General features: G+C 72.3%; 14 protein-coding genes. 5 read left to right on the top strand and 9 right to left on the bottom strand.

Annotation, left to right across the window (positions count from 1 at the left end; translation table 11 throughout):
* Window positions 1–10 precede the first annotated feature (10 nt).
* The 5 genes from QE359_RS04310 to hemE form a co-directional block, all read right to left on the bottom strand.
* On the bottom strand, window positions 11–241 hold the full coding sequence (locus tag QE359_RS04310; RefSeq protein ID WP_309777810.1) for a hypothetical protein: 231 nt from the start codon (window positions 239–241) through the stop codon (window positions 11–13).
* 43 nt (window positions 242–284) lie between these two features.
* Entirely contained in the window at window positions 285–743 is a 459-nt protein-coding gene (locus QE359_RS04305) for a phage holin family protein (protein WP_071294325.1), read from the bottom strand.
* Window positions 740–994, bottom strand: a complete 255-nt coding sequence (locus QE359_RS04300) for a hypothetical protein (RefSeq protein ID WP_070417359.1) — start codon at window positions 992–994, stop codon at window positions 740–742. The genes QE359_RS04305 and QE359_RS04300 overlap by 4 nt, the downstream gene beginning before the upstream one ends.
* A 98-nt stretch (window positions 995–1,092) precedes the next feature.
* Complete coding sequence (locus QE359_RS04295) at window positions 1,093–2,442, bottom strand: FAD-dependent oxidoreductase (RefSeq protein WP_309777809.1); 1,350 nt, start codon at window positions 2,440–2,442, stop codon at window positions 1,093–1,095.
* Window positions 2,439–3,563: a uroporphyrinogen decarboxylase gene (gene hemE, locus QE359_RS04290; RefSeq protein ID WP_071294323.1), complete on the bottom strand. Its 1,125-nt coding sequence runs from the start codon at window positions 3,561–3,563 to the stop codon at window positions 2,439–2,441. Before hemE ends, QE359_RS04295 begins: the two co-directional genes overlap by 4 nt.
* A gap of 90 nt (window positions 3,564–3,653) precedes the next feature.
* Here hemE and QE359_RS04285 point away from each other — a divergent pair, with 90 nt between their 5' ends.
* Entirely contained in the window at window positions 3,654–4,976 is a 1,323-nt protein-coding gene (locus tag QE359_RS04285) for a glutamyl-tRNA reductase (protein ID WP_309777807.1), read from the top strand.
* Complete coding sequence (locus QE359_RS04280; RefSeq protein ID WP_309780398.1) at window positions 4,973–5,404, top strand: NUDIX domain-containing protein; 432 nt, start codon at window positions 4,973–4,975, stop codon at window positions 5,402–5,404. Before QE359_RS04285 ends, QE359_RS04280 begins: the two co-directional genes overlap by 4 nt.
* A gap of 1 nt (window position 5,405) precedes the next feature.
* On the opposite strand, the gene QE359_RS04275 is transcribed toward QE359_RS04280, so the two are convergent.
* The gene (locus QE359_RS04275) at window positions 5,406–5,681 is read right to left on the bottom strand and encodes a hypothetical protein (protein ID WP_071294322.1); all 276 of its coding nucleotides are present in this window, start codon (window positions 5,679–5,681) and stop codon (window positions 5,406–5,408) included.
* A gap of 103 nt (window positions 5,682–5,784) precedes the next feature.
* Here QE359_RS04275 and QE359_RS04270 point away from each other — a divergent pair, with 103 nt between their 5' ends.
* A complete protein-coding gene (locus tag QE359_RS04270; protein ID WP_309777806.1) occupies window positions 5,785–6,480 on the top strand; it encodes a DUF4232 domain-containing protein in 696 nt (231 codons plus the stop codon).
* Between the two features lie 19 nt (window positions 6,481–6,499).
* Entirely contained in the window at window positions 6,500–6,916 is a 417-nt protein-coding gene (locus tag QE359_RS04265; protein WP_309777804.1) for a GNAT family N-acetyltransferase, read from the top strand.
* 10 nt (window positions 6,917–6,926) lie between these two features.
* Here QE359_RS04265 and QE359_RS04260 read toward each other — a convergent pair whose 3' ends face one another.
* Genes QE359_RS04260 through QE359_RS04250 form a run of 3 tightly spaced genes read right to left on the bottom strand, consistent with a single transcriptional unit; the run spans window position 6,927 to window position 10,208 of the window.
* On the bottom strand, window positions 6,927–7,271 hold the full coding sequence (locus QE359_RS04260) for a hypothetical protein (RefSeq protein WP_309777802.1): 345 nt from the start codon (window positions 7,269–7,271) through the stop codon (window positions 6,927–6,929).
* A gap of 16 nt (window positions 7,272–7,287) precedes the next feature.
* Complete coding sequence (locus tag QE359_RS04255; protein WP_071294319.1) at window positions 7,288–8,244, bottom strand: serine hydrolase; 957 nt, start codon at window positions 8,242–8,244, stop codon at window positions 7,288–7,290.
* A complete protein-coding gene (locus QE359_RS04250) occupies window positions 8,244–10,208 on the bottom strand; it encodes a M13-type metalloendopeptidase (RefSeq protein WP_309777800.1) in 1,965 nt (654 codons plus the stop codon). Before QE359_RS04250 ends, QE359_RS04255 begins: the two co-directional genes overlap by 1 nt.
* Window positions 10,209–10,289: 81 nt before the next feature.
* On the opposite strand from QE359_RS04250, the gene QE359_RS04245 reads away from it, so the two are divergent.
* Entirely contained in the window at window positions 10,290–11,627 is a 1,338-nt protein-coding gene (locus tag QE359_RS04245; RefSeq protein WP_309777799.1) for a solute carrier family 23 protein, read from the top strand.
* The last annotated feature ends 80 nt before the right edge of the window (window positions 11,628–11,707 follow it).

The following is an 11,707-nucleotide window of genomic DNA, read 5'->3' as shown; positions in this document are numbered from 1 at the left end:
ACGGCGAGCGCTACCGCCGTCGGAGCACCGCTACGACGATACCCCCGACCACTGCCACGCCCGCTGCGAGCCCGGCCAGGTACGGCACCGGCTTCTTGTCGATCCCGCGCTTGACCTTCGACGCGGCGATGCCGATCTGCTTCGGGACGTTGAGCTTGTCCTCGATCGCGTCGAGGGTGTCGAACAGCTGGGCGCGGGTCGACGCGACGCGGTCGGCCAGGTCGTCGTGCTGATCGGTCACGTGGGTCCTCCGGGGTGTGGGGTGGTGGACGGGGCGGTCGTCGCTAGAAGCGGCCGCCGACGTCGGGCTTGCGGGTGCCGTACTGGGTCGGCGGGGTCGGCTTCTTGCCGAGGCCCTTCACCGCGTTGACGTCGTTCTTCACGCTGTCGATGGTGCGCTTCGGCGTGATCGGGAGCCCCTTCTTCAGGCGCTTCCAGCCGAGCAGGCCGAGGATGCCGGCGACGATGAGCATCACGACGGCGATCACGAGTGCTGCGAGCCAGGCGGGCATCACGGTCGCGAGCCCCATGACGGCGGCGGTCAGCAGCACGCCGATCGCGTAGAGGACGATGACGAGCGCGCCCACGAGCAGACCCGCGGCGAGGCCGAAGATCTTCGCCTTCGTCAGCATCTCGGCCTTGAGCAGGTTCAGCTCACCCGTCACCAGCTCCTTGACGAGCTTGGGGACGTCGCCGACCAGGCCGAACAGCGAACGCGGCTTGCGGTCGCGGGTGTCTGTCATGAGGCCTGGCTGTCCTTCTTCTGCCCGACCTTGCGGACGACCTTCTTCGTCTGCTCACCGACGAACTCGGCGACGTCGGGGGTCTTGTCGGCGATGAATTCCTCGGCGACGTGGACGCCCTTCTGGACGCCGTTGCTGTTCCAGATCTTGCCGCTGACGGTCTTGATCTGCTCGTACCGCGCCCGTCCGGCTCGCGATCCCAGGACGTACCCGAGAGCGGCGCCGGCGACGAACAGGAGCTTGCCTCGCATGTGCGATTCCTCCGTTGGGTCAGTGTGCGTGGTCATGCGCCGATCGGAATACGTCCGGCGTTCCTGCAACAGTAGCCCTCTCCCAGGGTGCGGTCCGCTCAGGAATCCAGGATGTGCTCAGCGGCGGTCCGTGCGGCCGCGACGATGCCGGCCAGCCCTCGGCCCGTCGACGCCTCGCCGATCCCGACGACCCCGTCGGCGAGCCCCGCGGCGGTCGTGTCCGGACCGTGCCACCGGACACGTGCGGCACCGACCACGGCGGACGGCGCGATCGGCACGCCGAGCAGGGCGGAGGCGTCCTGAGCGGCGCGGGTACCGATCGCGTCGTACGGGTCGACCGGGAGGCTCCTCCCGGTCTCGACCGCGTCGACGGCGGCTCCAGGGGTGGTCGCCGCGACCCCCGTGTCCGTCGTCGCGTAGCTCAGCCGCAGGACGTGCCGGCCCCCGGCCGCCTCGGCCAGCCACGGCCACTTCACCGTCGCGTGCGTGATCGCCTTCGCCCGGACCCCGGGTGCGTCCGGGTGCACGAGCATCCCGGTCCCGCGCGGCGCCGCGTCGAGTTCGTGCTGGTCGACCACGAGCGTCACGAGCTCGATGCCCGTGCGCACGGGGCCGGCCGCGCGGGCGGGGTCCGCCGTCGACGCGAGGACGTGCTCGGCCACCAGTCGCTCGGTCTCGCCGTCGTCGGTGCGGACCTCGACGGCGTGCTCCTCGATCGCGGTGGCCCGGGTGTGCAGGCGGACGTCGACCCGGTAGGTCTCCATGTCGGCCACGAGCTCGTCGACGAGCCGCACGGTGCCGCCGCGGATGCCCTGCACGGCGGACCCGGCCGTCGCACGGGCCCGGAGTGCGAGGACCGCACGGGCGAGGGAGCCCTCGCGCAGCAGCGCCGCCCGGAGCCCGGGAGCCACCCGGTCCGGGTCGAGGTCGTCCGGGTGCGTCGAGTGCACGCCGGCCACGATCGGGACCACCAGGTCGTCGAGGACCTGCTCGCCCATCCGCTTGCGGACCAGCTCGCCGAGCGACGGCGCCTTCGACCCGACGAGGGACGGCAGCAGGGAGTCCATCTGCGCCCGGAGCGCCGACTTCTGCCCGACGACCGCGAGGACGTCGGCCGCCATCGGGCTCCCCGGGATCCCGAGCAGGCCGGTCTGCGGGATCGGCGCCGTCCGGCCGTCCCGGGTCATCAGCCACGCGCCACGAGGGTCCGGTGTCGTGACCTCGTTGCCGAGGCCGAGTTCGATCGCCAGCCGGCCGACGGCGTCGTTGCGGGTCGCGAACGAGTCCGCCGCCATGTCGAGGTCGAGTCCCGCGACGGTGTGCCGACGGACCATGCCGCCGAGCACGCCGGAGCCCTCGACGAGGACGACGTGCGCGCCGCCCTTCGCCAGGTCCCGCGCCGCGACGAGTCCGGCGACCCCGCCGCCGACCACGACGACGTCGGTCACGCCCGCACTCCGGTCGCCGCGGCCGTCCCGTCCCCGAGCTCGTGGACGAGGGACACGATGCGGGTGAGCACGGTCGGGTCGGTCTCCGGCGGCACACCGTGCCCGAGGTTGACGACGTGCGCCCGGGCCGCACCACCGCGGCGGACGACGTCGCGCACGTGGGCCTCGAGCACCTCCCACGGGGCGGAGAGCATCGCCGGGTCGATGTTGCCCTGCACGGTGACCCCGGTGCCGACCCGGCGCACGGCCTCGTCGAGCGGCAGCCGCCAGTCGACGCCGACCGCGTCGACGCCGACCCGGTCCGTACCGAAGGTCGTCATGTCGCGCAGGACCTCGCCGCTGCCGACGCCGAAGTGGATGCGCGGGACGCCGAGGTCGGCGACGTGGGCCAGGGCGTCGGCCGAGTGCGGTGCGACGCGGGTGACGTAGTCCTCGCGGGAGAGCGAGCCCACCCACGAGTCGAACAGCTGTGCGGCGGAGGCCCCGGCGAGCACCTGGGCCCGGAGGAACGCCCCCGACACCCCGGCGGCCCAGGCGAGCAGGCGCGACCAGGTCTCCGGGTCCGAGTGCATGAGCGTCCGGGCGCGGATGTGGTCCTTCGACGGTCCGCCCTCGACCAGGTAGGCCGCGAGCGTGAAGGGCGCCCCGGCGAACCCGATGAGCGGGGTGTCGCCGAGCTGTTCGACCGTGCGCGCCACGGCGTCGGTGATCGGGGCGAGGGCAGTCGCGTCGAGCTGTCCCAGTGCGTCGACGTCGGCCGGGGTGCGGATCGGGGACGCCAGCACCGGCCCGCGCCCGGGGACGATCTCGACGTCGACGCCCGCGAGCTTGATCGGCACGACGATGTCGCTGAAGAAGATGCCGGCGTCGACCCCGTGCCGTCGGACCGGCTGCAGCGTGATCTCCGACGCCATGGCCGGGTCGAGGCAGGCGTCGAGCATGGCCGTTCCGACGCGCAGTTCGCGGTACTCCGGCAGGGACCGGCCGGCCTGGCGCATGAACCACACCGGCAGGGTCTCGGGCCGGTCACCGCGCAGCGCCCGGACGAGGGGCGATCCCGACGTCCGCCCGGAGACGAGCGGGTGCGAGGCGGGGAGGGCGGTCGTGGATGCGTCGGTCACCGCACGATTCTCCCATCGGCGAACGGGACGTATCCCGAGCACGCACGATCCGAGCAGGAGCCCGGCGCAACGCGAGTTACCATGGAAGACGTGCTCATCTGTCTCACGGCGTCGCATCGCAACGCCAGCTTCGATCTCCTGGAGCGACTGAGCATCGGCGCACCGACCGCCGCGAGCCGTCTCGTCACGGACTCCGACGTGCTGGACGGGGCCGTCGTCCTCGCCACGTGCAACCGCTTCGAGGCCTACCTCGACATCGCCGGCGACGACCGCGACTCCGCCGTGTCGGCCACCGTCGACGCCGTCGCCACCGCGAGCGACCTCGACCCCGCCGAGGTCCTCCGGTCCGTCAACGTGCTCGGCGGCAAGGACGTCGTGCAGCACCTCTTCGCCGTCTCGAGCGGCCTCGAGTCCGTCGTGGTCGGTGAGACCGAGATCTCCGGGCAGGTCCGCCGCTCGCTCGAGGACGCCCGCTCGAACGGCACCACCACCTCGGACCTCGAGCGGCTCTTCCAGGAAGCCGCGCACACCTCCCGCGGCGTCAAGACCCGCACCCGCATCGGCGCCGCCGGCCGGTCGCTCGTGCGGCTCGGCCTCGAGCTCGCGTCCTCCCGCGTGACCGACTGGGGCCGGACCCGGGTGCTCCTGATCGGCACCGGCAGCTACGCCGCGACGACCATCGCCGCCCTGCGCGACCGCGGCGCCGTCACCATCCAGGTCTTCTCCCCCTCCGGCCGGGCGCCGTGGTTCGCCGCGAAGCACGACCTCGTCGCCGCGCACGACCTCCGCCAGGCCATCGGTTCGAGCGACGTCGTGATCACCTGCACCTCGAGCGAGGTCCCGGTCGTCGAACCGGCCGACCTCGACGACGGCGTCCGGCGCATCGTCATCGACCTCGGACTCCCCCGCAACGTGGACCCCGACGCGGCCGCCGTCGACGGCGTCGAGCTGCTCGACCTCGAGACCATCAGCATCCACGCCCCGATCGCCGAGCTGAACGCCGAGTCCGAGGCCCGCGCGATGGTCGAGGACGCCGTGTCCCGCTTCCGCGCCCAGGCCCTCGAGCAGTCGACGACGCCCGCGCTCGTGGCCTTCCGCAAGCACGTCTTCGACATCCTCGACGACGAGATCGACCGCGCGAAGCGTCGTGCGGACGGCGACGACGCCTCGGCCGAGCAGACCGAGCGCGCCCTGCGGCACCTCGTCGGCGTCCTGCTCCACCGTCCCTCGGTGCGCGCTCGCGAACTCGGTCGCGCCGGTCGCGGCGAGGAGTTCGTCGGGGCGCTCGACGCCCTCTTCGGTGTCCGTCCCGCGCCGGAGGCGGAGCTGCCGTCGCCGGTCGTGCCGCTCGCGGAGCGCACCGCGCCCGAGCGGATCGAGCGCGACCGCACCGACGAGGCGGACGCGAGCTGAGCCTCCAGGGCCACCCCGCGACCCTGCGTGTCAGTGCGCTGCTGCTGGTGCGCGACCGCCGCGTGCTCATGGTGCGCGCGCGGATGCGCGACGTTCTCTACCTCCCCGGGGGCAAGGCGGAGCCGCACGAGAGCGACGTCGAGGCCGTCGTCCGCGAAGCCTTCGAGGAGACCGGCCTGCGGCTGACCGCCGACGACGTCGAGCCGTTCGGCACCGTCACCGAGCCGGCACACGGGCAGGCCCCGGGCACGATGGTCGCGATGGCGCTGTTCCTGGCACGCCCAGGAGGCGCGCTCGACTCCGCCACGCCGGTCGCCTCGGCAGAGGTGGACGAGGTCGAGTGGGTCACCTCCGCGGACGCGGACCGGTGCCCGCCGGCGGGCGTCGAGACGCTCCGCCGCCTCGTGGCGGCGGAGCTGGTCGACTAGGTCAGACCTGGTCGCGGTCGGTGTAGTGCCCGACCTCGCCGTCCGGGGTGGGCTCGGCCTCGCCGGGGATGTCCGACTCGACGTACTCGCCCTCGCCGTCGCCGCCCTCGGGACGGGTCTCGCCGGGGATGTCGCTCGAGACGAACTCGCCCGCGGGCTCGTTCGACGCCACGGGGGGCTCGCCCGGGATCTCGCTGTCCGTGAAGGAGCCGGCACGGGGCTCGACGCCGTCCGACCTGCCCTCGTCGCCGCGTGCCTGTTCATGCTTGCCTGCCATGTCGACCTCCGTTGCTCGTGCGCTGGCGCGTGCCCTGGAGTGTCCTCGGGGCGGCTGGGCGCCACCCGAGTCGTGTACCCCGGGGCGGTGGTTGCGTTGGCTCATGCAACGTCGCGCTGGTTCCCCACTGCTCGTCGCCGTCGGCATCGTCGCCGTCGGTCTGCTCGCCGGCTGCTCGTCGGGCGGCGCCACGACCCCGTCGGCCACGACGACGGAGACCGTCACGGCGACACCGACGTCGGCACCGACGCCGTCGTCCGCGTCGTCCGGCTCGGCGTCGTCGCCGAGCGCGTCGGGCGGATCGTCCGGTGGTTCCTCGGGTGGTTCCTCGGGTGCAGGGTCCTCGGGCGCTGGGTCCTCGGCGTGCGCGACGTCCTCGCTCGCCGGGAGCATCGAGGCCGGCAGCGGTGGCGCTGCCGGGAGCACGTACGTCCACCTCGTCGTGCGGAACACCGGGTCGTCGACCTGCACGCTGCAGGGGTGGCCAGGGGTGTCGTTCGTCGGCGACACGAACGGCACGCAGATCGGCAACGCGGCGACGCTCGACCGGGCGGCACCCCACCCGACCGTCACGCTGGCGTCCGGGCAGGAGGCAGTGGCGCCGCTCAAGGTCACGAACTCGGAGGACTACCCGGAGTCGACGTGCGACCCCACGTCGCCCGACGGCTTCCGGGTGTACCCGCCCGGGTCGAAGGAGTCCCTGTTCGTCCCGTACACCGCGTTCGCCGCGTGCCGGTCGGAGGACGTGACGGAGCTCGACGTGCAGGCCTTCGTCCCCGCGGGGCAGGCCGCCGACTGACGTCTGCCACGATGGGACCGTGGTGGTGATCGCGGAGGAACGACCGGCCGGGGACGAACTCCTGGCGCTGTACCGCGACGTCGGGTGGACGGCGTACACGCGGGACCCGGAGACCCTCGTCGCCGCGGTCCTCGGGTCGCACCTCGTGCTGACCGCCCGGGACGCGACGGGCTCGCTCGTCGGGCTGGTCCGGACCGTGTCCGACGGCGTGACGATCGTGTACGTGCAGGACGTCCTCGTCGCACCCGAGCACCACCGGGCAGGCATCGGCGGGGCCCTGCTCGACGGCCTCCTCGAGCGGTACGCACACGTGCGCCAGACCGTGCTGACGACCGATGCCGAACCGGGGCAGCGGGCGTTCTACGAGTCGCGGGGCTTCGTCGAGGTGCACGACGTCGCGTCGGCACCGCTCCGCTCGTTCGTCCTGCTCCGCTGACCGGAGTCGCTCAGGACTCGGGGTCGTCCATGAACGCGCGGACCTCCTGCGCGCACCGGCAGGCCGCTGCGAACCGGGCAGCCCACACCAGGGCGTCGTCGCGCGTCGGGACGTCGAGGATGCAGAAACCCCCGATGAAGGTGTCCTTGCCGGGGCGGACGGCCGGGTCGTGCACGGTGCCGTCGGTGTCGACCAGGGCGCCGGTGTCGGGTGGGAGGAGTCCCCCGCCGAACACCCACACGCCGGCGGCCTTCGCGTCGCGCAGCACCGCGTGCGTCACGTCGGAGACGGCCTGGAGATCGGCCACGGGGAACACCATCGTGCCCTCGTCGAAGGAGATCAGGTACTCGGTCACGAGCGTGAGGGTACGCTCAGCGGGCCGCGGGCTCGTGCACCGTCTCGAGCACCTCGGTGCCCATCGTCCGCAGGGCGTCGATGACCGCCAGCCGCCGCTGCAGCGAGTCGTCGTCGAACGTCACCGTGACGGCGTAGCTCACCGACGACCCGGGCCCGCGCAGGATGCCGGCCTCGGCCCGCACGCCCGTGCTCGACCCGGTCGCCGAGACGACCTGCAACCCGTGGTCCAGTGCCCGGTGCGCGAGCGGGTCCAGCCCGAACGACCCCGCGACGAGGCTGAGGTCGGACGCGAGGGACAGCCATCCGAGCACCCGGTTCGACACGGCCTCGTCGACGACCTCGCCGAGTGCCAGGCCCCGCATGAGCCAGGCGAGCTCGCCCGTCGGCGCGACCGAGGCGTCCGGAGCGTCGTCCGGCCCGCGACGGTCCCGCACCCGGTCGATGAGGGCAGTCCGTTCGATCCCGAGCGACTCGGCGCGCTCGCGGACGGCGTCGATCCCGACGGTCGAGAGCAGCGCGTTCATCGCCCAGGCGTCCGCACCGGCACCGACGAGGGTCGCCAGGTCGGACACCTGCATGGTCGGCTCCTGCAGGAACTGCCAGAGCCCGGCACCGGTCGCGGTGTCGCGCGCCATGCGCTGGAGCCGGTCGCCGTGCAGCCCGCCGTCCTCGAGCCGCGCCGCGACCTCGACGAGGAGCAGCACGCGGCCGAGGCTCGCCACCGGTTGGACGAGTGTGTCGTCCACGGCCAGCAGGGCCTTGCCCGTCGAGGTGTCGATCACCGAGGCGCTGACGGAGGCGCCGTCCCGGGCGATGGCGCCGAGCGCCTGCAGCGTCGCGGCGAACCGGTCGTCGGCACCACCGCGGTGCCGCCCGCGAGCACGCCCGTCGGCCCCGCCGGCATGCTGCCGTCGCCGCGACCGGCGAGCCGCTCCCGGCTCCGACGACGGAGCCGCGTCCGGCTCGGCCATCACCAGATCGAGACGCGCTCGGCCGGGTCGAGGTACATCGCGTCCCGCTCGGTCACGCCGAAGGTGTCGTAGTAGACGTCGATGTTGCGGACCACCTGGTTGCAGCGGAACTCGGTCGGCGAGTGCGGGTCGATGCTCAGGAGACGGGCGGCTTCCTCCGGACGGATCGCCATCCGCCAGGCCTGCGCCCAGCTGAGGAAGAAGCGCTCGGCACCGGTGAGGCCGTCGACCACCGGCGGCTCCTGCCCGTCGAGGGACAGCAGGTACGCCTTCCACGCGATCGAGAGCCCGCCGAGGTCGCCGATGTTCTCGCCGATCGTCAGGGCACCGTTGACGTGGCCGTCCGGGACCTCGGTCGGGACGAGCGCGTCGTACTGCGCGATGAGGGCCTTCGTGCGCTCCTCGAACGCGGTGCGGTCCGCCTCGGTCCACCAGTTCTCGAGTCGGCCGTCGCCGTCGTACTGGGAGCCCTGGTCGTCGAAGCCGTGCCCGATCTCGTGCCCGATGACGGCACCGATCGCGCCGTAGTTCGCGGCGGCGTCACGCTCGGCCTCGAAGAACGGGAACTGCAGGATCGCCGCCGGGAACACGATCTCGTTGAACCCGGGGTTGTAGTACGCGTTGATCGTCTGCGGGGTCATGAACCACTCGTCGCGGTCGATCGGCTTGCCGATCTTGCCGAGCTCGCGGTCGACCTGGAAGCTCGCGACGGCGCGGACGTTGCCGATGAGGTCGTCGGCGGACACCGGCAGCGCGGAGTAGTCCCGCCACTTGACCGGGTACCCGATCTTCGGCGTGAACTTGTCGAGCTTGTCGAGGGCCCGAGCACGCGTCTCGTCGGTCATCCAGTCGAGGGCGGTGATGCTCTGCCGGTAGGCCTCGACCAGGTTCGCGACGAGGTCGTCCATCGTCGCCTTCGAGGTCTCGTCGAAGTGCTCCTGCACGTAGATGCGGCCGACCGCCTCGCCCATGGCCCCCTCGACCAGCGAGACCCCGCGCTTCCAGCGCTCGCGCTGCTTGGGCGCACCGGTGAGCGCGGTGCCGTAGAACGAGAAGTTCGTCGCCGAGAAGGCGCTCGTCAGGTAGGCCGCGGAGGCGCGGATCACCTGCCAGCGCAGCCAGTCCTTCCAGACGTCCAACGGCTGGTCGCGGAGCAGCTCCGCCAGACCGGTCACGAACGACGGTTCGCGGACGACGACGGTCTCGAAGGCGCCGGCCGGTGCGTCGATCGCTTCCCACCAGAGGCGGAGGTCGATGCCGTCGGCGAGCGCCGCGACCTCGGCCCACGGCAGCTTGTTGTAGGTCTTCTGGCTGTCGCGGGTGGTGACGTTGTCCCAGTGCTTCGACGCCAGTGCGGTCTCGAGTGCGATGACGTGCTCGGTGCGGTCGCCGCCGTCCTCGAACCCGGCGAGCGGGAACATCGCGGCGACGAACTCGCGGTACTTCGTGCGGATGTCGGCGAAGCGGTCCTCGCGGTAGTACGACTCGTCGGGCAGCCCGAGGCCGGACTGCTCGAGGAAGACCACGTAGGACTCCGGGTCGCCCGGGTCGTTGTCGACGAAGAGCTGCAGGAAGCTCGGCAGGCCGAGGCGCTCGAAGCGTCCGACCATGCGGATGACGTCGTCGACCGAGTCGACGGCGGCGATCTCGGCGAGCAGCGGCTCGATCGGCGCGGTGCCCAGGGCCTCGAGCCGGTCCTCGTCGGTGAAGGAGGTGAAGAGGTCGCCGACCTTGCGGTCCTCGGTGCCGGGCGCTGCCTGCTGGGAGCGCTCGATGATGTCCCGCACGGCGATCTCGGCGGCCTCGGCCAACACCGTGAACGAGCCGTACCGTGCCTTGTCGTCGGGGATCGGCGTCGATGCGATCCACGAGCCGTTCACGTGGCGGTACAGGTCGTCCTGCGGGCGGACCGTGGCGTCCAGCTCGTCGGTGTGGATCCCGGAGGTGCTTGCGACGTCGGTCATGCGGTCAACGATAGCCACCGTCGCCCTGATCGAGCAGGACGGGTGCCGTCACCTGTGGACGGCTGCCGGTACGGTCGTCGCATGGGACTTCCGTGGAAGCTGCACGGGGACGGCGCGACCGTCTCCGCGACGACGATCGTCGCGCCGGACGAGCGCCTCACCTGGGGCCGGACGATCGGCCTCGGCGTGCAGCACGTCGTGGCGATGTTCGGCGCGACCTTCCTCGTGCCGCTGCTCACCGGCTTCCCGCCGGCGACGACGCTGCTCTTCAGCGGCATCGGCACGATCCTGTTCCTGCTCATCACCGGCAACCGGCTGCCGAGCTACCTCGGGTCGTCCTTCGCGTTCATCGCCCCGATCGCCGCCGCGACGAAGATCGGCGGCATCCCGCTGGCGCTGTCGGGGATCATCGTCGTCGGGGTGCTCCTCGCGGCCGTCGGCGCCGTGGTGCACCTGGCCGGCGCCGGGTGGATCGACCGCCTCATGCCGCCGGTGGTCTCCGGCGCGATCGTGGCCCTCATCGGCTTCAACCTCGCTCCGGCCGCCCGCGACAACTTCACGAAGGCCCCGGTCGTCGCGGTGATCACCCTCGCCGCGATCATCCTCGTGACCGTGCTCTTCAAGGGGCTCATCGGGCGCCTGTCGATCGTCATCGGCGTGGTCGTCGGGTACGTGGCGGCACTGATCGCCGGCGAGGTCTCGTTCGACGCCGTCGACAAGGCCGCCTGGATCGGCCTGCCCGAGTTCACCGCGCCCGCGTTCGACCCGTCGCAGCTCGCGATCTACCTGGCGTTCGTGCCGGTCGTCCTCGCGCTCATCGCCGAGAACGTCGGCCACGTGAAGGGCGTCGGACAGCTCACCGGTCGTGACCTCACCCCGCTCACCGGGCGAGCACTCTTCGCCGACGGCATCTCCACCGTCCTCGCGGGCGTCGGCGGTGGCTCGGCGACGACCACCTACGGCGAGAACATCGGCGTGATGGCCGCCACCCGGGTCTTCTCGACCGCGGCGTACTGGGTGGCCTCGATCGTGGCCGTCCTGCTCGGCCTCTCCCCGAAGGTGGGCGCCGTCATCTCGTCCGTCCCGCCGGGGGTCCTCGGCGGAGCGACCACCGCGCTCTACGGGCTCATCGGCGTCATCGGCATCCGGATCTGGGTCGAGAACCGTGTCGACTTCGCGAAGCCGAAGAACCAGCTGACCGCGGGCATCGCACTCATCATCGGCATCGCCGACTTCACGTTCTCGTTCGGTCAGGCGAGCTTCGGCGGGATCATCCTCGGCACGGTCGCGGCGATCGTGGTCTACCACGTGATGGACCTGGTCGGCCGCGCCCGCGGGACCGACGAGGCGACGCCCGAGGTGCCGGAAGCGGCCCACGCCGCCACCGGCGGGGTCCCCGCCGAACCGCGCGCTGACTGACGCGGGTACCCGCCGGACGGGAGGCGCGGGTCGGCGCCGACCCGCGCCTCCCGTCCGACCCGTCACCGGTCCGGGCGTGC

The sequence above is a fragment of the Curtobacterium sp. SORGH_AS_0776 genome, assembly GCF_031453355.1.
Classification (GTDB): Bacteria; Actinomycetota; Actinomycetes; order Actinomycetales; family Microbacteriaceae; genus Curtobacterium.
Note: the sequence above shows the minus strand (reverse complement) of the source record. Positions and strands in the feature narration are given on the sequence as shown.

Excerpts from the sequence above, each read along its gene's own strand:
- QE359_RS04250 (WP_309777800.1), bottom strand. The coding sequence starts at position 10,208 with ATGACCGACGTCGCAAGCACCTCCGGGATCCACACCGACGAGCTGGAC.
- QE359_RS04275 (WP_071294322.1), bottom strand. The coding sequence starts at position 5,681 with ATGGCAGGCAAGCATGAACAGGCACGCGGCGACGAGGGCAGGTCGGAC.
- QE359_RS04245 (WP_309777799.1), top strand. The coding sequence starts at position 10,290 with ATGGGACTTCCGTGGAAGCTGCACGGGGACGGCGCGACCGTCTCCGCG.
- QE359_RS04255 (WP_071294319.1), bottom strand. The coding sequence starts at position 8,244 with ATGGCCGAGCCGGACGCGGCTCCGTCGTCGGAGCCGGGAGCGGCTCGC.
- QE359_RS04270 (WP_309777806.1), top strand. The coding sequence starts at position 5,785 with ATGCAACGTCGCGCTGGTTCCCCACTGCTCGTCGCCGTCGGCATCGTC.
- QE359_RS04300 (WP_070417359.1), bottom strand. The coding sequence starts at position 994 with ATGCGAGGCAAGCTCCTGTTCGTCGCCGGCGCCGCTCTCGGGTACGTC.
- QE359_RS04305 (WP_071294325.1), bottom strand. The coding sequence starts at position 743 with ATGACAGACACCCGCGACCGCAAGCCGCGTTCGCTGTTCGGCCTGGTC.